Annotated in this window: 18 protein-coding genes and 2 pseudogenes; 10 read left to right on the top strand and 10 right to left on the bottom strand. The window is 42.0% G+C overall.

The features are described from left to right. Positions 1 to 569 (bottom strand): annotated as a pseudogene (locus ACM0OX_RS31115) (hypothetical protein); the annotation flags it as partial. A 590-nt stretch (positions 570 to 1,159) separates the two neighbouring features. Between ACM0OX_RS31115 and ACM0OX_RS31110 the strand changes: the two are divergent. Continuing rightward, positions 1,160 to 1,357, top strand: coding sequence for a hypothetical protein (locus ACM0OX_RS31110; protein ID WP_094348028.1), 198 nt, complete (start codon positions 1,160 to 1,162; stop codon positions 1,355 to 1,357). Between the two features lie 82 nt (positions 1,358 to 1,439). After that, positions 1,440 to 1,916: a Tic20 family protein gene (locus tag ACM0OX_RS31105; RefSeq protein ID WP_094348027.1), complete on the top strand. Its 477-nt coding sequence runs from the start codon at positions 1,440 to 1,442 to the stop codon at positions 1,914 to 1,916. A gap of 3 nt (positions 1,917 to 1,919) precedes the next feature. Here the strand turns inward: ACM0OX_RS31105 and ACM0OX_RS31100 are convergent, their stop codons facing one another. After that, entirely contained in the window at positions 1,920 to 2,693 is a 774-nt protein-coding gene (locus tag ACM0OX_RS31100) for a fumarylacetoacetate hydrolase family protein (RefSeq protein ID WP_334844214.1), read from the bottom strand. Positions 2,694 to 3,070: 377 nt separating this feature from the next. On the opposite strand from ACM0OX_RS31100, the gene rpsF reads away from it, so the two are divergent. Together rpsF and ACM0OX_RS31090 are read left to right on the top strand one after the other, a co-directional pair. After that, a complete protein-coding gene (gene rpsF, locus ACM0OX_RS31095; RefSeq protein ID WP_335187103.1) occupies positions 3,071 to 3,439 on the top strand; it encodes a 30S ribosomal protein S6 in 369 nt (122 codons plus the stop codon). Positions 3,440 to 3,679: 240 nt separating this feature from the next. Continuing rightward, the gene (locus ACM0OX_RS31090) at positions 3,680 to 4,240 is read left to right on the top strand and encodes an Npun_F5560 family protein (protein WP_414518845.1); all 561 of its coding nucleotides are present in this window, start codon (positions 3,680 to 3,682) and stop codon (positions 4,238 to 4,240) included. A gap of 479 nt (positions 4,241 to 4,719) precedes the next feature. Here the strand turns inward: ACM0OX_RS31090 and ACM0OX_RS31085 are convergent, their stop codons facing one another. After that, positions 4,720 to 5,073 (bottom strand): STAS domain-containing protein, encoded by a 354-nt coding sequence (locus ACM0OX_RS31085; RefSeq protein ID WP_414518844.1) that lies wholly within the window; start codon positions 5,071 to 5,073, stop codon positions 4,720 to 4,722. Positions 5,074 to 5,558: 485 nt separating this feature from the next. Between ACM0OX_RS31085 and ACM0OX_RS31080 the strand changes: the two genes are divergently transcribed. Further along, on the top strand, positions 5,559 to 6,188 hold the full coding sequence (locus ACM0OX_RS31080) for a DedA family protein (RefSeq protein ID WP_414518843.1): 630 nt from the start codon (positions 5,559 to 5,561) through the stop codon (positions 6,186 to 6,188). 115 nt (positions 6,189 to 6,303) lie between these two features. On the opposite strand, the gene ACM0OX_RS31075 is transcribed toward ACM0OX_RS31080, so the two are convergent. Beyond that, positions 6,304 to 7,506, bottom strand: coding sequence for an argininosuccinate synthase (locus tag ACM0OX_RS31075; RefSeq protein WP_414518842.1), 1,203 nt, complete (start codon positions 7,504 to 7,506; stop codon positions 6,304 to 6,306). A gap of 646 nt (positions 7,507 to 8,152) precedes the next feature. Continuing rightward, entirely contained in the window at positions 8,153 to 8,914 is a 762-nt protein-coding gene (locus tag ACM0OX_RS31070; protein ID WP_414518841.1) for a PEP-CTERM sorting domain-containing protein, read from the bottom strand. A 495-nt stretch (positions 8,915 to 9,409) separates the two neighbouring features. On the opposite strand from ACM0OX_RS31070, the gene ACM0OX_RS31065 reads away from it, so the two are divergent. The 4 genes from ACM0OX_RS31065 (at position 9,410) to ACM0OX_RS31050 (ending at position 14,413) form a co-directional block, all read left to right on the top strand. Then, a complete protein-coding gene (locus ACM0OX_RS31065) occupies positions 9,410 to 10,672 on the top strand; it encodes an anhydro-N-acetylmuramic acid kinase (protein WP_414518846.1) in 1,263 nt (420 codons plus the stop codon). A 127-nt stretch (positions 10,673 to 10,799) separates the two neighbouring features. Then, positions 10,800 to 11,246 (top strand): hypothetical protein, encoded by a 447-nt coding sequence (locus ACM0OX_RS31060; RefSeq protein WP_094348018.1) that lies wholly within the window; start codon positions 10,800 to 10,802, stop codon positions 11,244 to 11,246. A gap of 224 nt (positions 11,247 to 11,470) precedes the next feature. Further along, a complete protein-coding gene (locus ACM0OX_RS31055; RefSeq protein ID WP_414518840.1) occupies positions 11,471 to 12,484 on the top strand; it encodes a glycosyltransferase family 2 protein in 1,014 nt (337 codons plus the stop codon). 375 nt (positions 12,485 to 12,859) lie between these two features. Further along, positions 12,860 to 14,413 carry a serine/threonine-protein kinase gene (locus tag ACM0OX_RS31050; RefSeq protein ID WP_414518839.1) on the top strand — a complete coding sequence of 518 codons (1,554 nt, stop codon included), beginning with the start codon at positions 12,860 to 12,862 and terminating at the stop codon, positions 14,411 to 14,413. A gap of 458 nt (positions 14,414 to 14,871) precedes the next feature. Here ACM0OX_RS31050 and ACM0OX_RS31045 read toward each other — a convergent pair whose 3' ends face one another. The 4 genes from ACM0OX_RS31045 to ACM0OX_RS31030 all read right to left on the bottom strand — a co-directional run bounded on the left by ACM0OX_RS31045 (position 14,872) and on the right by ACM0OX_RS31030 (position 18,738). Further along, complete coding sequence (locus ACM0OX_RS31045) at positions 14,872 to 15,069, bottom strand: NblA/ycf18 family protein (RefSeq protein WP_094348015.1); 198 nt, start codon at positions 15,067 to 15,069, stop codon at positions 14,872 to 14,874. 707 nt (positions 15,070 to 15,776) lie between these two features. Beyond that, entirely contained in the window at positions 15,777 to 16,514 is a 738-nt protein-coding gene (locus ACM0OX_RS31040; RefSeq protein ID WP_414518838.1) for a Stp1/IreP family PP2C-type Ser/Thr phosphatase, read from the bottom strand. 16 nt (positions 16,515 to 16,530) lie between these two features. Beyond that, entirely contained in the window at positions 16,531 to 18,216 is a 1,686-nt protein-coding gene (locus ACM0OX_RS31035) for an ABC1 kinase family protein (protein ID WP_414518837.1), read from the bottom strand. Positions 18,217 to 18,411: 195 nt separating this feature from the next. Further along, positions 18,412 to 18,738 (bottom strand): DUF6825 family protein, encoded by a 327-nt coding sequence (locus ACM0OX_RS31030; protein ID WP_335050311.1) that lies wholly within the window; start codon positions 18,736 to 18,738, stop codon positions 18,412 to 18,414. 344 nt (positions 18,739 to 19,082) lie between these two features. On the opposite strand from ACM0OX_RS31030, the gene ACM0OX_RS31025 reads away from it, so the two are divergent. Next, on the top strand, positions 19,083 to 19,424 hold the full coding sequence (locus ACM0OX_RS31025; protein ID WP_414518836.1) for a hypothetical protein: 342 nt from the start codon (positions 19,083 to 19,085) through the stop codon (positions 19,422 to 19,424). Here the strand turns inward: ACM0OX_RS31025 and ACM0OX_RS31020 are convergent. Further along, a pseudogene (locus ACM0OX_RS31020) lies at positions 19,421 to 19,607 on the bottom strand (hypothetical protein); the annotation flags it as partial. The gene ACM0OX_RS31025 and the pseudogene ACM0OX_RS31020 sit on opposite strands and share 4 nt — an antisense overlap.

The raw sequence follows: 19,607 nt of genomic DNA, 5'->3' as shown, positions 1-19,607 counted from the left end.
GGTGGGGCATTAGATTCCAAGTTCTCTTCATCTGGTGCAACAGTGAGGTTGCCATTTGTAGTAATTGCCAGTTCTTCAGAAACTGCGATCGCTTTCTCAAACGTAAATAACGTAATTGCAGTTTCTGCTGGGGCATTAGATTCCAAGTTTTCAGAAACAGTATCTAGGCGATCGTCGGGTGAACTCGATCCTAAATTTTTCCTCGGTTCTCTCTCTGCTAACAGCGAGAAGACTTGCACTTGCACGCTGTATTGCCAAGATTTACCGAGCAGATCCGACATCAAATCGCCGGAACAACGCAACTCCCAAACTCCCGGTTGGAAGTAGGTAAAAGGAATTACCGCCATTATGCCTTCTGAATTAGTGCGACGCGATCGCTTGAAAATTCGCCGCGTTGGTTGAACTTCCTCAGTTGAAGAGTGAGTTACCCGCACTTCCACGTCTGTATTAAGAAGGTTAGAACGAGCCAAAACTCTATACTGTCCTTCCAAAATTTCCAAATTTGGCGATTCTAGGATATGCCACGAGCGAGCGCCTTGTTTCTGTATCAGAAATTGCCAGTGTTCCATTGTAAGTGATGCCCAGACCGACGAGCCGCTGAGTAATATTGTGTATTAACTTGCTTGCAAGTTTACCTCAGTATTTTAGAAATGCCTCACTTAAATGGCTATCAAGTTAACTCAATTTTACTTACTTGACTTCTCACCCTTTAACTACTCACCTCAAGGGAATTTCAATAAGTCGCCGTGTTGCTTGTGCGTAAAGCTTTTGTTGTTTTCTGAATATTAAGTTTGACACATCCTAGTGCTAAATTAACAGGGATGCAATGGATACCGTTAGTTGTCTTTGCTCAACTTAGTGCAAAAAATTTTGTATTATTTTTTACTTAAGATTTCCACTTTGCAATAGACACAACGTACAATAAATTTAAATTCACTTGAGAATTGTTATTGAATTGTAATTGCCCACATTTTTGCTACAAAGAGGTAGGATGTGGCTCTTAAGTGTTCTCTGCGATCGCCCAAGTTAGGCGCAAATCACAACACTTAACCATGCAAAACGCATCCAACCTACCTGAAACTGCTCTTTAAAGGGCGACAAAGCGTGTTTACCCTGAGTGAAATGTGGGTTGACAATGAAGATTTACAGGAGGGATTCGATGCTAGTCATTTTAATGGACGAGCAAATCCTTGCCCCTGAGCAAGTTTGCCAGTCTTGTTTACTCGCTGACGGGAGCGGTCAACCCCGTTGGCGTGGGGGTCAACTGCGTTGTGGTCAAGCCATTCGCAAACTTACTCAACAGCAGCCAGACCAGTATGAGTGCATGATGGGCTTTCGCATCGCCCATATAGAATAGTTGAATTTCTCTGCAAGACCTAGCAACTGCGTTATCCTAAGCTCAAGTAACTATTAAAAATTTAACCACAGGAGAACGCATAATGTCTTGGCGCGGGTCTACAACAGTTTCAGATCGGATTTTTGCTTCCTTGCCTTATTTGCTTCCTCTAATTGAGGTTTTTGTATTTGGTAGATATTTGCTCTCAGAGTTTCCACCATTACAACTACTGTTTCTGCCGCTTCTGCCATTGTTGAGAATTTACTACGGCGTGCGTTATGCAGGAATGATTATTTTCTTTGCTTTATTTTTGCTGGTAGTAAGAAACGAAAAAATTAGTCACTTTATTCGTTTCAACACCATGCAAGCAATCCTTTTGGACATTATTATCTTTTTGTTTAGCATCCTAACTGATGTTGTAGGACTAGTTCCCTCTGGTGGTTTTGCCATCCAAACTCTATCCACAACCATTTTTATTGGCATAGTGGGAGCAGTCGCGTATTCAGTCATCCAGTCTGTAAGTGGACGTTATGCAGAAATTCCAGCGATTTCCGATGCAGTGTATATGCAAGTGCGTTAGAAATTAACGGGACGCTACGGTGTTTTCCAGGCGACCGATACCTTCAATTTCTACGCGGACGCGATCGCCTGGATGCAAAGCACTTACACCCTCCGGCGTACCTGTAAGCACTAAATCACCAGGGAGTAGCGTCATCACCTGACTGATATAGGAAACTAAAACATCGGGGGAAAATACCATCCGATCGATACAGGTAGATTGGACTGGATTAGCATCGTCATTTACAAAAGTCTGCAATCTCGCTCCTGGATTTAATTCCCGAACAATCCAAGGCCCCAAAGGACAGAAAGTATCAAAACCTTTAGCTCGCGTCCATTGACCATCCTGTTTTTGTAAATCCCGCGCTGTTACGTCATTGGCAATGGTGTAGCCCCAAATTTTGGTTTGGGCCACCTCTGGCGTACATTCAAAGGCATAATCGCCAATCACTAAAGCTAACTCTCCTTCGTAGTCAACTCTATGTGACTGGGGGGGATACTTAATTTCCCTCTCAGATGGAATGATCGACGTAGGTGGCTTAAGAAAGATTAATGGCTCAGAAGGTACTGGAGTTCCCATTTCGGCTGCATGATCTGCATAATTCTTACCCACCGCCACAATTTTTGAGGGAGCGCAGGGAGCTAGAATTTGGTAATTTTCTGGTGTCAAAGTTAAATCAGTGGGTTGTCCATGTAACCAGGGTGGAGCATCTAGCACCTGCACATTCAGGGATAACTGTAGTAACCCATAGTAAATCTGTCCTTCTGGATTTTGAATTCGCACGTAGCGCTGCGCCATAACCTTGATGAATATCCTTTTTTCTACGATTAGAAGCTGTGAGCAGGTAGCAATCGTCAGTTAGCTGTTTAGCCAACCGATTGAGGCTTGAGCAAAAAAGCGATCGCTACTAAGATGCCTTTAAAGAAAGATACCCCTTAGCGAAGCTGATAGCTCGATCTTGTGAAAGAAATATCGGGGTTGCCTCCCAACCTAGTTTTCATTAGGGACATCCAAAAAATCCAAACTTCGGCGATTTGGCTAATGATTCAAATTGAAAACTGGTAAGATTATAGTTCCTTGTTGCTTCAGATGTTGATTAATACTGGAATTTTAAATAAAAATCAGGTATAAATTAATATCAGCAGCCACTTTTGTCCATGAGGAAACTGAAAAATATGACTACAAATTACGAAACAATGTACATCCTCCGTCCTGACCTCGGAGAGGAACAGGTAGAGCAAGCGGTTACAAAATATCAGAATTTGCTTCGCGATCAAGGCGCTGAGGAGATCCAAATTCAAAATCGTGGTAAGCGCCGTCTGGCTTACGAAATCAAAAAACACCGGGATGGCATCTACATCCAATTAAACTACAGTGCGCCTGCAACTGCGATCGCCCCCTTTGAACGCGCCATGCGTTTGAGTGAAGAAGTGATTCGCTATTTAACAATTAAGCAGGACATTGAAGAAGAGAAACCTCCTAAAGAGGAAAAAGAAAAGCCCACTAAAGTAGCTGCACCTGCACCTGCAACTGCAACAGTTTAGGAAATGGGGAGATGAGGGAAATGAGGGAGATGAGGGAGAAATAATTAATCCCCATTACCCCTTATCCCCAGAGGGGGCCCCACCATCCCCAATTCCCAATCCCCATTCAATAAAATTTTGTCTTTTTCTTTTTTCGTGACTTGTTTGGGAATGCTAAATTAACAAATACTTGCCAAAGGTAGTACTCCCGCAGTTATACCTAAGAGTGGACAAGATTCTGAATGGGAGCTTTAAGCTACTGTGAGCCAATCTGATACACCTAATATTGAAGTTCTCTCGACAGAAGTGTCGCAGCTACGCCAGGAGTTGCAACTTCGCGATCAATTAGTGCAACAACTATCTCAAGAACTCTTCCGGTTGGTAAAGGGTAACACTAGTTTTATGCCTCAGCAGCCGGAATTCGAGCGCGATCTGAGCCAGTTACACGCTTTACAAGAACAACTCCAAGCTGTGGAACAGCAGGTGGCGTTCTACCAAGAGCAAATTACAACTCGTGACTCCGAAATTTACCAATTGCGACAGTCAGTTCAAGAACTTACCGATCGCACTCGGATGTTAGAGCAAGTAGTACAAGAGTTACCTCAAATTTACCGTCGGAAGTTTGAGGAGCGGATGATGCCAGTGAGAGAAAAGGTAGCAATGCTACAACGGGAAAACCGCCAACTGCAAGCAGAACTGCAAAGTGTGAGTTACCGTTTAGCACTCAAAACTCGCAATGCTAGTCACAGCGGTATTGATTTACCAAATTTTCCCCGCCCAGCATCCGAACAAACTAATATTTCGACTCCCCAAAATGCCTAAAATTACCATTATGGTGGAATCTAAGAGGTAAGAAATTGGTGCATCAAAGCATCTTGGAGGCATCCAAGTAGTAGATCGAGGCAAAAATAACTATAGAGTTAGAAATAACGTCAAAGCTCATATTCTAACCTTGCTTACCTCCTGCTTCCTTTCACTAGTTACGCAGTATATAAAACAATTAGCTTAGAGTAATTTGAAAAACCCTGTCTTTAAAAGGCTGGGGAGTATCACAAACAGTTGCATTTGCTTTGACCAATTTTAGTCATTTCTGAACTTTACTGCTTTAGGTAGATGACTTCCAATAAGCAGATTCATCTGTAATTTATACTGCCTAGCTGAAAGCTATGAGTTTCCCTCAACATTCTTTTCTAGACAAGAAAGAAGATCAGCCTGCTAGCACCAGACTGTTATCTTAAGAGAATGTGAAAAAATGCAAATATTGCTTGACTCCGCCATCCTTCTATAGGTAGATTTATTAGTTAGTCTGCTAGCACCAGACTCTTATCTTTGACGGTGGTAAAAATATCTTGGTAAGTGTGAAAAATTTCAAACACTGTATCGAGTTGGGTAAGTTCCAAAATCAACCGTACAGGAGCTTGTACATTGCATAGAACCAAGCGGCAACCACTCTGACGTGCAGCTTTTAAGCCTTTTACTAAAGGAACTAACCCAGAGCTGTCCATGAAGTTAACTTCTGCTAGGTCGATAACCCAGAGTTGATAAGCTTGAGGGACTACTCCAGCCATCTGTTCGCTCAAAGCCTTACCGCCTTCCAAATCTATGCTTCCTTGGGGTTTAAACAAAATCACTTGAAGTTCTTGTGTGAAAGCCATGAATTTAACAGGGTAATTGGAACACTTGACAAAAAATTGAAAAAGACATCAATACTTCTTCTCTTTCAACGGTGAATGACTCTTTTACCCAGATATTTGGGCAATTGCAGTCCTACAATTGAGAGAGATTATTTCAGTATTCATGTCGTATAATTTGTGATAACTTTCATCAATATAGGCATAAGCGCCTAACAATTTCGGTATCAACCGTATCTTTTACAAGATTTTCACAATTTAAACGGATATTTATAAATTTTCTATAAAATTTTTAATCTTTTTTTAATAAATTATGAACATGTGGTAATGATCCCAAAAGTTGTATAGTTAATAGTAAAAAGCTAACAGTTACCATAGACTAAAATATATGGATTATTCAGTATTAAACTAATGACTTAATGACTCTATGTATTAGTTTGATTGACACCCCACCCAAAAACAAGCAAAGATATAGTAAAAGTAAAAATTTGTAAAGACGGCGGTGCGGAATGTCTTTAGAGCTGATTTCACTAGAAAATATCCAGGAAGTTGCTCATAATTACGGGTATTGGGCAATTTTTTTCGGAATTTTGCTAGAAAATTTAGGCATTCCCCTTCCTGGTGAAACCGTGACCCTAGTGGGCGGGTTTTTAGCTGGCAGCGATGAACTAAATTTCTGGCTGGTTCTCGGTGACGCAATCATGGGTGCTGTCATTGGTGGCACTTGTGGCTATTGGATTGGTAGAGTTAGCGGTTGGGCTTTTCTGGTAAAAGTTGGCAGCATATTTCGGATTTCTGAAGTGCGGCTGCTGAGTATTAAAGAGCAATTTAGTCAAAATGCTGCTAAAGGGGTGTTTTTTGGACGTTTTTTGGCATTGTTACGAGTTTTTGCTGCACCACTAGCTGGTATAGCTGAAATGCCCTTTGGAAAATTCTTTTTATACAACTTCTTAGGAGCAGTTGCTTGGGCTAGTTTGATGGTGACATTAGCTTTTTTTGCAGGCAAAATTGTCTCTTTAGAACAATTGGTTGCTTGGGTGGGTCAATTTGCGATCGCAGCGTTACTAATCCTCGCTGCCTTAATTATTGTGCCCCTGTGGCTGGAATCTCGCCAGGTTAAAGGTGCAGCAGAAGAGTAAGTCAAGGATAAACTAAGTGAGGAGTGAGGAGTAAAGTAAAAAGTGAATTTTTTTAACTTTTACTTTTGTATTTTGCTTTTTTAACTCCTAACTCCTAACTCTTAACTTCTAACTCTTAACCCCTAATCTGCTTTGACCAAATGCGAGTCGGTAGTCCCCAAACGTAGATAAACCCTTCAGCGGCTTTGTGGTCAAATTTATCTTCGGCCCCGTAGGTTGCCAAATCGGGAGTGTAGAGGGAATTATCACTCGAACGCCCAACTATCGTAGAGTTGCCCTTGAACAACTTCACTCGTACAGTTCCAGAAACTCGCTCTTGTGTCTTTTGAATAAAGGCATCGAGTGCAACTTTGAGTGGACTGTACCACAAACCGTTGTAAACTATTTGGCTGTAAGTTTCTTCAATCCCACGCTTGTAATGGGTAACATCTGCCGTCAAGGTCAAGCTTTCTAAATCCCTATGTGCCTGAATTAGCACCAACATTGCGGGTGATTCGTAGATTTCCCGCGATTTGATCCCCACCAGACGGTTTTCAATCATATCAATCCGTCCGATACCATGATTTCCTACCACCTGATTGAGGTCTTCAATTAGCTCAACTGGCTTTTTGGCTATACCGTTGAGAGTTATAGGAATACCACCGTGGAAACCAATTTCGATGTACTCTGGCTCGTTGGGAGTGTGAGCGATCGCTTTGGTCATCTCATAAATTTCTTCTGGTGGCTCAAATGAGGGATCTTCGAGTAAACCAGCTTCAATACTACGACCGAGCAAATTCTTATCAATACTATAAGGAGAAGATTTTTTGACTGGTGAGGGGATACCAAACTTCTCACCATAAGCGATCGTTTCCTCACGACTCATGCCCCATTCTCTGGCTGGTGCGAGGATCTTCAGGTTGGGGTTTAAGGCGGTGACAGAGACATCAAAGCGAACCTGATCGTTGCCTTTGCCAGTGCAACCGTGAGCGATCGCATCAGCACCATATTTTTCGGCTGTTTCTACTAATACCTTGGCAATCAGTGGACGAGCAAGAGCGGTTCCTAGAGGATAACGATTTTCATAAAGGGCGTTGGCTTGAATCGCTCCAAAGGCGTAATCTTTAACGAAGCTGTCTTTGACATCCGCCACTAGGGATTCACTTGCACCCGATTTCAGAGCTTTTTCTCTGATTGGCTCTAATTCATCTCCCTGACCTAAATCTGCTGCTAGGGTAATCACCTCTTCCACACCCCACTCCTGCTTGAGGTAGGGGATGCAAACTGAGGTATCCACTCCGCCAGAATATGCCAGGACAACCTTTTTGGCGCGACCCATTAATTTCTCCAGTTAGGACAACAAAGAATGAGTCATTATTATATCTAAACTAATCCATGTATATTTTATTCATGCAACAACCTGTAGGAAGATTTAGGAGTTAAGAGTCAGAATTACAGTTTACTCTTAATCCAGTTCGGTTAAGCTCTAAGCAGTATTGAGTATACCTCTTGCAAAAATGTAAAATTTGCCCACCCTGTGGGATCTTGCTACATCCCCCAACCGCTTTTCCCAAAATTGAGATCGGTGGAGCTAATTTCAAAGTCCCTCTCCCAAGCTTGGGAGAGGAATTTAGGGTGAGGGCTTTTGATTCATGCAAAAAGTCTAGTTAAAGAAAATTTTTCTACAGCTTGCTACGCGTAACATTGACTGTAGAAGAAGGTACGATTATAAATTAATACAGTTCAGAGAAGATCAAAACCCTCATGTAGAGACGCGATAAATCGCTTCTTGAAAGACTAATTATTTACATACACCAATAGCCCTTAGCTGAACCGCATTGGATTATCAATGGCAAAAGGATTAGGGCGAGTTTACCTAAGTAAGCTCACCCTGATTGGTATTTAATATTAACTAAGTTTTTAAATGCTTGTACAGACTAAGGCTAGAGTGTAGAGAAAATCATACTTAGCTAACATTGATATATTTAATGAGATTGTCTTACACTTTGCAACTTTTCGTTCTTGCGCTTGCGTAGAAACATACCACCTACAGCCAGCATACCTAATGTAATACTAGGCTCAGGAACAGACTGAGGGTCAAAACCTGTAAATTTGTCAGTTCCTAGATGGAAAGAATGGTTGTCGCTTTCAAATCCACCACCACCTGTTTGGGTAATGACAATCTTGTTGAAAATATCGTTGCTACTATCTGAGTAGAAGTGAAGGTAGCCATTGCCTTCACCGCCATGCTGTGATGCACGAATTGGAGCAACTGGGTTCACATCCTCAGTTGTAAATGATTTGATTAGATTATCACCATTGTAGAAGGAAAAAACGTTACCAGAACTAATAGCTCCCCAGTCAATACCGAAATAATTGAGGGAACTTGCAAGGTTAATTGTGACATTATCGCCGTTGAAAACTGCCAAATACTTCCCATTATTGACCTCACCATTTGCCCCAGCAGGTGCCCATACATCTGACCTCACACTGCTGCTTCCACTGTTATTCTCAAATGAGTATTTAGCAAAACCAGTGGTTGGTGCTTGACCATCATTGAAGTTAACAGTTGTCGTACCAGGAAGTTGAGTAAACTCAGAAAAAGCACCTTGGTCAGTTTCTCCATTAGGGCCTGCAATGCCAGTGGTTATTTGGAAGGAAATAGCCTGGGCAGAACCTGCATAGATGAATGAGGAGATTGCAGATAAAGATAGAGCAGCGATACAAGCAATTTTTGTAAGTGACATAATTTTGAAATTCTGTATTTTTAATTGTTGAAAAGTTCGTTGTGCGACTTGGATTCATTATGTAGTGTCTTCTAGAAGAAACAATAGGATGAAACTACTGGATTTGTATTTATTGAAAAATTCCTAAATTTAGCCAATAATTTGCCCTGTTTTTGAATATAAATGAGTAGTTTCACTTGCCGGAAAAGTGGATAGGATATCTGTTCTTTATCTGAAGATAAAAAAGTTGTGAAGTTAGCTAGTATATATCAAGAGTTTGTATCTTCAGATGTTGTCCTGATTAAGGATCAATCAAGATAATAAACAAAACTATTTGAAATTCTTTGTTTGCTGATAAATAGAAATAGATTCGTGGTCATTGCTATTGGTTTTGAGATTCTTCCCTCGCTCTATTTACTTTTTCTTTTGTAGTCAACTATGCAACTTGAGTGTTTTGACATAGTTAGTAACATGAATTAAACTAAGCTCTTGCAACCAACAAAAGAATCTCGATCGATGCATCCACCTGAAAAAGCTGTTGTCCCTACTCGCGTTATTGGTTTAATTAGTGGCACATCCGTAGATGGCATAGACGCTGCGTTTGTAGAGATTTCCGGCACAGAATTGGATCTCAAAGTTGAGTTGCTAGCCGGGGCAACATATCCTTATCCAGCCGAACTCAGAGAAAGAATATTAGCAGTTGGTGCAGGCGTTGCCATCTCAATGGCAGAATTAGCGGAAATAGATGATGCGATCGCTCAAGTCTTTGCCCAAGCCGCCCAAAATATTCAAATTGGTCATCAGCCAGCCACTCTCATTGGCTCCCACGGTCAAACAGTTTATCATCGACCACCCAAAGAGGGAGCAGGGGGAACAGGGGAGCAGGGGAGTAGGGGGAGAGAAACGATCGCTACCCACGGGCTAAACCCTAGCTATCCGTTAACAGCACTGGGCAGTCCCTTGGGTTACAGTCTTCAACTAGGGCGAGGTGCATTAATTGCTCATCTTACGAACATTCCGACTGTGAGCAACTTCCGCGTTGCTGATATTGCTATTGGTGGTCATGGTGCACCTCTTGTTCCCAGAGTCGATGCTTATTTACTCAGTCATCCCCAGGAGGGGCGTTGTATTCAAAACATTGGTGGTATTGGCAATGTTGCCTATATTCCGCCTCGGCATGGAGACTGGCTCTCAAAAATTCGTGGTTGGGATACTGGCCCGGGAAATAGTCTGTTGGATCTAGCGGTGGAGCATTTAAGCGGTGGTGCTAAGACTTATGATGAAGATGGCAATTGGGCAGCAAGTGGTACTCCTTGCCATCAATTAGTAGAACAATGGCTCAACCAAGACTACTTTCATCTGCCGCCACCAAAATCCACTGGACGGGAATTATTTGGTGTGACTTACTTGCATCAGTGTTTAAAAGATGCTCAAGCATACCAACTCAATCCTGCTGATGTACTGGCAACTCTCACAGAACTTACAACTGCTTCAATTTTTCATAGTTACCGCACTTTTTTGCCAGAAATGCCACAACAAGTACTATTATGTGGTGGTGGTAGTCGCAATCTTTATTTGAAACAAAGGTTACAGTTGTTGTTGGGATCAATACCAGTCTCGACAACAGATGAAGTCGGCTTGAGTGCAGATTTTAAAGAAGCGATCGCCTTCGCGGTTTTAGCCTACTGGCGACATTTGGGTATTCCTGGCAACCTACCTACTGCCACAGGTGCACCTCAAGAAGTACTTTTGGGAGAAATTCACCAAGTTCAATCCTGAATGCTGAGTCAGGAACAATAAACAAGATAAAAAATTTCTTCATTCTTCACTTGCAACTCAGCACTCGTAACTTAGCACTGCTATAACTATAGTCTTGGCGGCACTCGAGCAAGACAGGGAATAAAAGGTGGCTCATACTTTTTTATTGGAACCAGGACGCTGGGCAATGGAAGGAAATTGGCTGGAACGTAATGGTATGCCAATCAGCGTCAAGGGTATGACCTTGGTCGCTTGGAATCGAGATAACTGGTTTACTATGGCCACAAAACTGATTTTTCCAGGTAGCGATCGCTCTGAAATCTCTCTGCAATATAAAGGACGGTTGCATGATGGAGAGCGTCAGTATACTTTTTTACTACAACATAATATTTTGGGGCAAGTTGAAGGCGAAGGCTGGATTGGTCTGGATACTATCGTGCAGCGTTACTGGGTACTAGGCGATCGTCAGCGTCGTAGTGGCTTTGAAACCCTACACCGGATTTCGCAAGATACATATTACCTCAGTAGTGGTATCTTGGCTGGTCATTTTTTAACTAACACAATGGAAGCTAGCCTAGAGCGTCAGTCAGCTTAAAAGCAGTGCTGCCTCAGCGCTTTGCTGTTCTTCTAAGCCAAAAACCGCCGTTCAAAAACTCTGGCAACGCACTGGTTTACCAATGCCTAATATCTGCTGCCCAATTTTAACCACTCATCGTTTATTCTCACTGACCGACTGAGTTGTATAGTAAAAAAGAAATGATCAAATTATGGTCAGGATTTTAGTATTTTACCTAACCATGTAGTCAGGAGTTCAGTTTCGTGAATCCTAAAGTCTCCGTTATTATCCCTGCTTACAATACTGAAACTTATATTGGGAAGGCAATAGAGTCAGCCTTAGAGCAAACACTCACTGACATTGAAGTTATCATAGTCGATGATGGCTCAAGTGATAAAACTGTAGAAGTCGCTAAAAGTTTCACCGATCAACGTCTCAAAGTGATAGTTAATCAGCAAAATCTTGGAGCGGCTGCTGCACGTAATCGCGCCTTCAGAGCAGCCCAAGGAGAATGGATTGCTGTACTTGATTCAGATGATTGGTATGCTCCCGAAAGATTGGAAAAGCTTGTATCTCTGGCCAATAAAACAAATGCAGACATGATTGCTGATGATGTTTATTTTATCAAAGACGGTACAACATCTCCTTGGAGTACATTGATTCAAGAAAGTGGAGAACGTATAGATAAAATCTTCCAAATTGATATCGTTTATTTTGTAGAAACTGATGTCTTCGGTGAACCAGGATTGCATCTTGGTCTAAGCAAGCCTCTATTCAAACGAGAATTCCTGGTTAAACACGGCATTGAGTACGATGATGAAATTAGGATGGGTCAAGATTTTTGGCTTGATATGAAATGCTTAATTAAAGGAGCTAGGTTTTTTATTGAACCAAAACCCTATTATTTCTACCGTTCACGCCCTGGTTCTCTTGTATATCAAAGCCAATCACCACGTCTCAATCAATCTTGCAAAGCTGCTACCTATTTTATGCAACAAGACATTGTGAAAAAAAATCCTGCTCTAATGCGTGCTCTATCTTATAATCTCTCAGTCTATAAGAAAAATCTAGCTTATCTTCAAGTTGTAGAACCTATAAAACAAGGAAAATGGTTAACAGCATTCACAGAAATTAGGAAATATCCGGGTTTCTTTTATGATTTTATGTCCCGACTTAATAATATTATCGAACGTCGAATTCAATACTATGTGATGAATAATAAATCAAGTTTTGATATATATCCTAACCAACAGAGAAAACGAAAAACTACCACTTAGGATATTACAGTTTTATCAATAAATAATACATACTTACATAGTAAGAACTAGCTTGAAGGTTAAAAAGATTTTTAGGTAATCAGAAAATGTTTTAAAAGTATTGGGCGAATATAATTCTCTATTACACAAACAAAGCCTACCTCCTTGGACTAATGCGAATTTAAAGGTTTGTTAACCGTACAAAGGCAAATGAGGTTTCGTGTAGCTAAACTAGTGCGGTCTTCTCCCAACACAAAGCAACGTCTTGTAGAGAAGAGGAGATGCCAAGAGTGATAGCGCATTAGTCAAAATTGGGCAAACTAAAGCTACACCACAATTTTTGAATGCACTTGTTCTCCCAAACATTTACAACCTGCTTTTGGAGTCGAATTTTCTATGTCAGACCCCAACATTGGTCGCTTACTCAGCAAACGCTACCAACTCCAAGAGTTAATTGGTACTGGAGCAATGGGTCGGGTTTATCGTGCTAAAGATACATTGTTGGGAGGTGTACCTGTTGCGGTTAAGTTTCTGGCTCTATCAATCCAAAATGAAAAGATGCGATTGCAAGACCGCTTTGAGCGAGAAGCAAAAACCTGTGCTTTATTAGGGCAAAAAAGTATCCATATTGTCCGAGTTATGGACTATGGCGTAGATGACAATAACACGCCGTTCTACGTCATGGAATACTTACAAGGACAAAGCCTGAACAATATTATTCGCAAGCAACGATTACCTTTACCAAGATTCCTCAGTATGGCGCGTCAACTCAGCCTGGGGTTACAGTGCGCCCATGATGGCATCCCGGTTGATGGCACTATTTGCCCAATTATCCATCGCGATGTTAAGCCAAGCAATATGCTGGTGATTCAAGATCCCAGTTTTGGAGAATTGGTCAAAGTTCTAGATTTTGGTATTGCTAAGTTATTACAGTCAGATGGCGACCATACAAAATTTTATTTGGGGACATTGGCTTATTCTTCTCCCGAACAGATGGAGGGTAAGGAATTAGATAACCGTGCTGATATTTATAGTTTGGGCGTCATGATGTTTGAGATGCTCACAGGCAAAATGCCACTGGTGGCACCAACTCACTCTTTTGGTGCGTGGTATAAAACACATCACTATCAAAAACCACGTTCTTTTGCTGAGGCTGCGCCTGGATTAGAACTACCAAAAGAAATTGAAAATTTGGTGATGAGTTGTCTAGCTAAAAGAGCAGGCGATCGCCCCCAAAGTATTACTGAAATCCTCAGAGTTTTAGCATCCTTAGAAAAGCCTGAGCATACACGCAAAATTCAGCAAGCCAGCCATTCTCTCGTTCCTACTACTATCGCTAGCACTGAGCTTGAACAAAAGACCAAAGCCGATTTGCGAGTATCCTGGTCAAACGATGAAATCGCTCGTGCCATTTCCTGGCCCAAAAATAAACCAATTGCCGATATTGTGTTTCCCCAGCCCATTCAGACCAATGGAGAGGTTTTACCAGCTTTGTGGGTGATGCTACCGCAAGAGGAAATTCAAAAACGCTTACTCTGTACACGCTATAACCAATTTCTGTTCATCTCTATCCCTCATCCCATGCTGCTATGGATTACTGTCATCTACAATCGCAAGCATGGCGCTAAATGGTTGCCTTATTACCTCGATCTCAAAACCAGCCTTGGTCAAGAAATGGCTCGGTTACTACAGCAAACAGGTTACTACCGCCTCTTATTCTTTGCACGAGAAGCACCAAATAGCTGTACCCACATCTTACTTTCCAGCGTCGCTTCTGCCCAGCGGCAACGACTGCAAGAGTGGGTCGCAATGAGCAATACGTTGATGTCCTCTGCCGACCCGCAAATTAGTAAAAGTTTACTCAAAAACGAGTACGAAAAGATTAAGCCTCAAATCATAACAAAACTGGAAAGTATAGATACAGATTCTCCATACGATCTTTCCAGCTAGGCATAATTTCTTTATGTTACGTATTTTATAGGTGGTCGCTCCCAGAATGTAACGTTTTATAAACAAAAGATATATAAAGATGTAACTTCTAGTTATATGTATAAAGAGTTAAATCACTAGCTGCTAAAGCAGTGGTATCGGAATTATCTCTAAATCTTCCTGGGCAAAGATTCCTGTGGATTGTCAATTTGTGCAGGTGTGATTCCCCCGCTAGACGAAACAACAAGAAGTTTGGCTAAAGCAAACAAGGGATTTCGTCTGCAATGCTAAAGTTAGTCTAGACTCCAGCAGATATGCCGTAGACAATGTTTACTGATTCTTGGTTAATTTCGTGAATTTAACTTTTGCATCATCTTGTGGAATTACTTATCGAAGTTGACGCCCCGACATCCCCAGCTCTTTTCCTCCTTGGAACCAAGCAAGAGAAGGAGGTCGCCCACTGCGACATTAGAACGACTCTATGCCATAGTGGAACCTGAATCTAAGCCCCACTGATGCTTCAGAAGCTCTTGATAAGTTGCCTCGCGCACGACCATTTGCTCATAGAGCTTTACTAAAAAGTCTTTAGCTTGCTCGTGGCTCATATTCTGCACCTGAGTGGAAAATGAGCAGATGCTGAATTGCTGTTCCAAGGATAGTTTCATTGGTTGATTCATAATTACTCCGAAAAAACAACGCGTAAAGGTGATATCGATCACAGAAGTCCAAATGGGATAATGTTTGGACTTGTATCTATCCAACATTTGTTCCTCCGTATTACGAAAGATAACAATTGTTTGACAGATTGCCCACATCCAAAGTGTGGACTTTTTCTGCTTTGATATCTTGCACCTAATCCTACTGATATACCACCCAAGTCAGCTGAACCATATTCCGGAAAATAAGCTCTATTTGATCTTAGATAGGTATAACTACCTCCCTCATTCCTTCCTGCTTTGCACGAATCTCCTTTAAAGAAAATATTTGGTGCTCTATGCAGAACCCGTCTTAGTCTTTGTGTTTAAAAAGCCTAAGATGTTGTCTCCCCAAGCGTGGAAGAAGCTTCGGAGGACGGAAATTTTAAGGAGGTTGGGGAATTAATGGTAATAAGCGTGAATTATAGTCGCTTTACCTTATTACGTGCAAGATGTCAATTTACCAATTTATACAAATTTAGCCTCTTTAGGTGATTTTAGAGGCTAAAAATATTTGTATCAAATTGTAAAAAGGAAAAATGCTCACGCTGAACAAATTACTGAGTATATTTACCAGATTTTTCCTTTGTCCTACCCTGTGGGTACTCCTTCGGAGAACTCGTAGAGTAGCCGCTGGCGCGTCTATGTCCTTAGTTATTTGTTTAAAGTTACTAAGCATCGACAAATGATTAATGACTATTTTCTTCAAGCGAGACGATGACAACTGTGATGTTATCGTGTCCTCCATGCTCTTTGGCAGCCTCAACAAGAGAGATGGCTGCTTTATCAATCCAAGGACTATCTTTGAGGCAGTTAGCAATCTTCTGCTCGACAAGTTCTTCTGTAAGACCATCACTACATAACAGCAAGCGATCGCCAACTTTTACATCTAGTGGTTGCACATCAATTTGATGTAGGTCTTCGCGCCCCAAACAGCGCGATAATACATGGCGAAAAGGATGTAATCGTGCTTCATCTAAGGTGATGTCACCAATTTTGATTGCTCGTGCTACCCAAGTGTGGTCTTCTGTTACCTGTTCTAAGTGCGACTCTCGGAAGCGATACAGCCGCGAATCGCCAACATGAGCGCACCAAGGCGACTCTGGAGAGCGGAAAATCACTGCTACAACTGTTGTCCCCATATCGGCGCGTTCGGGATGATTTTGCTGATCCTGCAAAATCGCTTCATTAGCACTCCACAAAGATTGCTCTAGCAACTCTTGAGAAGACTTAGAAGTTTCCCAATTTGCTACCAAATACGCCTGAATTTCTCCAGTGGCAATTCGACTTGCCTCCTCACCTCCGGCATGACCACCCATACCATCGGCAACAACGAAAAATCGCCCTTCTGGGTCTATATAGTAAGCATCCTGATTATTAGAACGAATAAGTCCCGGATCGCTAAAACCCGTGAAATTAAGTTTCATAATTTTTTTGCAACAATTAATACGTGCGATCGTAACGGTCGAGGCGTAAAAGTAATCGGATCATGATCGCTGAAAGCGCCGCTGCGATTAAACCAGGCAGCAGTGCTAACCATACATAATCCTTAACCACTAAAATAGTAGCTGAAAGCGTGAAACCGCTGATTAACAGAGCATAGCTTATTGAGAGCTGAATACTGCTCTGTCGCCGCAGCAGGCGTTCGGTTTCTATAGACCGAACGCGCAAACGCATATCTCCCTGCTCTAGCTTCTCTAGTGTATCCTCTAATCTACGTGGTAGACCAAAGGCGGTACTACTTACCTGAGCTGCTTGGCGACTTAATTCGTTAAGAAAGCTATTCCCCTCTGAACCATTCATATCGGTCATAAGTTGCATTGCATACGGTTTGGCAACTTCCATAAAGTTAAACTCTGGATCTAAGCCTTTGCCTACCCCTTCTAGGGTAGAAAAGGCTCGCATCACGAAAGTGAAAGTTGCTGGAAATCTAAATGGCTGATTATAAGCTATTTCGTAAAGGTCGTCACTGATTGCCGCGACTGATTGATTTTCAAAGGGCTTATCCATGAAATGATCCAGCATGTACTGGACGGAACGCCGTACTGGGCCCATATCATCAGTTGGGGCGATCGCGCCTAAATCGATCAGAGATTGCACAACGCGATCGCCATCTTTTTGGGCAATACCAAATAGTGTTTGCATCAATCCTTCGCGGATGTTGGACTTAATCTGCCCCATCATGCCGAAATCGTAGAATATCAAAGCACCATTTGCACTAACGGCAATATTGCCTGGGTGAGGATCGGCGTGGAAAAAGCCGTTATTGAGTAATTGTAGTAAGTAGGCTTGAGCGCCTTGACGAGCGATCGCTTTTCGATCCAAACCCGCTGCTTCTAAAGCTTCGTATTGGCTAATTTTAATTCCAGGGAGATATTCCAAAGTCAGCACTCTGGAAGTGGCGTAACGCCAGTATACTCTTGGGACATTTACCCAATCATAGCCGCGAAAGTTACGGCGAAAAGTATCGGCGTTACGACCTTCGTTAAGATAATCAATTTCTTCCCAAAGAATGCGACAACATTCTTCGTAAATACCCAACCAATCTCGTCCCCGTCCCCATTGGGGATGGTTTTGAAAGTAGCGGGTAATTCCTTTGAGAATCTGTAAATCTATTTCAAATAACTTCTTTAGTCCAGGACGTTGCACCTTGACAACAACTGATTCTCCAGTATGTAGTACAGCTTTGTGTACTTGCCCCAAGCTAGCAGCAGCTAAGGGAATAGGTTCAAAATTATGGAAGAGTTCAGGAATTTTCTTGCCTAGTTCTTTCTCAACGATCGCTTCTACTTGCTCATAGCTAAATGCCGGTACTTTGTCTTGTAATTTGGCTAGTTCTTCTACATATTCACCAGGGAATATATCAGCACGGGTAGAAAACAGTTGCCCAACTTTGATGAAGGTTGGCCCTAAATCTAGTAGAGTATTGCGAATCCAGACCGCTTGGGTTTTGCGTCTTGTAGTTTGCTTTGCGTCAGTCACACCACCCGGATAACTCCAAGATTTGTTGTATAGCCAAAGTTTGAACAATAAGGTCAAGACAAAAGACCAAATGTCCACAAAACGCCTTCTGCTAGAGTATTTTTCCCGATTCCAACGGTATGCCTTCTCTGAATAACCTTGTTCCATATACTTTGTTTACCGTTGGTTTGCGACCGAATCACTTGGAAGAAAAGACACTCTGATTCCTAAACTGTTTTTTTCTTAAATGTCCTTTGTCATTTGTCTTACCCTGCGGGTACTCCTTCAGAGAACTCGTAGAGTAGCCGCTGGCGCATCTATGCTATTCGTGCATAATTTTTGACTAATGACAAGTGACTAAAATTATGCAGAAGTTCGGCGATAATGTTGCAATTCTGTTCGTAACAGGGCAATTTCTGCTCTTAATTCGTCAATATCTGCTTGCAAGTCACCGGAATCAGAACTGGCTTGCCCAGTACTTGCAGTAGCTTGACCAACATTAGCTGATTCTGCTGCCCGATTTGCCCGCTCTAGAACTTCTTCTGTAAACTGGCGCAGCTGCTCTCTAGCTTCTGCATCAAATTTGCCCAGATCGCTCAAAGCATCGGTCAAGGCGACTTCTAAACGCTCATTAACTACTTCTGCTACCGCTCTGCCTACGAAAAAGGCTTGCACAAGGGGATTACTCATAAATTTTTGTTACGTTGCACCGCAAGAGAATTATAACTTGCCTGTATGCTTTGCGGCTTCTATTGTTGAGCTAGAAATTTACATGAGGCGATCGCTTTATCGATCGCATTCCAGCAACTCTCGATAATATTGCTCTGGTAGCCGCAAAGCATCTATGCTTTTTTCTTCTCTGTGCCCTCTGCGCCTCTGTGGTTAAAAATCTTTATTAACCGCAGAGGCGCAGAGAACGCAGAGGCAATGTCTTCCACCTAAAAAGGTTGATTAATTGAATCACCCCTGCTAATTTAAGTGTATTTGCGTAATACACAGCCAATTTGGCATATTTTACTTGTTGCCCTTGAACTATGAGCTATCCAGATTTCAGCGAACACGGCTATCAAGTTTTGCGAGAATTAGGACGTAATCGGGAAGGAGGAAGGATTACTTGGCTAGCATCAAAAGTTGATACAGGGGAAGAGGTGGTAATAAAGCAGTTCTGCTTTGCTCAAGCTGGTTCTAGTTGGTCTGGGTTCAGAGCTTGCGAAAAAGAAATTCAATTTTTACAGAAACTTAATTATCCTGGTATTCCCCACTATCTGAGTTCTTTTGAGCGACCTGATGGCTTTTGTCTAGTTCAAGAATATATCAATGCCCGATCTTTAGCAGAAACTCACAGCTTTGCAGGGAGCATCCCAGTTTTTATTTAGCGAGCAAAGATTAATCCATTGAGATAAGCACAACGATGAGCTAAGACTTGAGGAACGTTATCAGATTTCCATTGTGCGCCAGAAATTTTGGTTCGACGGTCAATCTGTTTAACAGTAGACTCAATAGCACAGGACTTACGCAACTGGCACAAATAGCGGGCGGGGCTACACCCCGCCACGCAA

This window comes from Nostoc sp. PCC 9305 (assembly GCF_963920915.1).
Lineage (GTDB): Bacteria > Cyanobacteriota > Cyanobacteriia > Cyanobacteriales > Nostocaceae > Nostoc.
The sequence above is the reverse complement of the archived record's forward strand: the minus strand, read 5'-3'. Positions and strand labels throughout refer to the sequence as shown.

Excerpts from the sequence above, each read along its gene's own strand:
- ACM0OX_RS31110 (WP_094348028.1), top strand. The coding sequence starts at position 1,160 with ATGCTAGTCATTTTAATGGACGAGCAAATCCTTGCCCCTGAGCAAGTT.
- ACM0OX_RS31105 (WP_094348027.1), top strand. The coding sequence starts at position 1,440 with ATGTCTTGGCGCGGGTCTACAACAGTTTCAGATCGGATTTTTGCTTCC.
- ACM0OX_RS31100 (WP_334844214.1), bottom strand. The coding sequence starts at position 2,693 with ATGGCGCAGCGCTACGTGCGAATTCAAAATCCAGAAGGACAGATTTAC.
- rpsF (WP_335187103.1), top strand. The coding sequence starts at position 3,071 with ATGACTACAAATTACGAAACAATGTACATCCTCCGTCCTGACCTCGGA.
- ACM0OX_RS31085 (WP_414518844.1), bottom strand. The coding sequence starts at position 5,073 with ATGGCTTTCACACAAGAACTTCAAGTGATTTTGTTTAAACCCCAAGGA.
- ACM0OX_RS31080 (WP_414518843.1), top strand. The coding sequence starts at position 5,559 with ATGTCTTTAGAGCTGATTTCACTAGAAAATATCCAGGAAGTTGCTCAT.
- ACM0OX_RS31075 (WP_414518842.1), bottom strand. The coding sequence starts at position 7,506 with ATGGGTCGCGCCAAAAAGGTTGTCCTGGCATATTCTGGCGGAGTGGAT.
- ACM0OX_RS31070 (WP_414518841.1), bottom strand. The coding sequence starts at position 8,914 with ATGTCACTTACAAAAATTGCTTGTATCGCTGCTCTATCTTTATCTGCA.
- ACM0OX_RS31065 (WP_414518846.1), top strand. The coding sequence starts at position 9,410 with ATGCATCCACCTGAAAAAGCTGTTGTCCCTACTCGCGTTATTGGTTTA.
- ACM0OX_RS31050 (WP_414518839.1), top strand. The coding sequence starts at position 12,860 with ATGTCAGACCCCAACATTGGTCGCTTACTCAGCAAACGCTACCAACTC.
- ACM0OX_RS31045 (WP_094348015.1), bottom strand. The coding sequence starts at position 15,069 with ATGAATCAACCAATGAAACTATCCTTGGAACAGCAATTCAGCATCTGC.
- ACM0OX_RS31040 (WP_414518838.1), bottom strand. The coding sequence starts at position 16,514 with ATGAAACTTAATTTCACGGGTTTTAGCGATCCGGGACTTATTCGTTCT.
- ACM0OX_RS31035 (WP_414518837.1), bottom strand. The coding sequence starts at position 18,216 with ATGGAACAAGGTTATTCAGAGAAGGCATACCGTTGGAATCGGGAAAAA.
- ACM0OX_RS31030 (WP_335050311.1), bottom strand. The coding sequence starts at position 18,738 with ATGAGTAATCCCCTTGTGCAAGCCTTTTTCGTAGGCAGAGCGGTAGCA.
- ACM0OX_RS31025 (WP_414518836.1), top strand. The coding sequence starts at position 19,083 with ATGAGCTATCCAGATTTCAGCGAACACGGCTATCAAGTTTTGCGAGAA.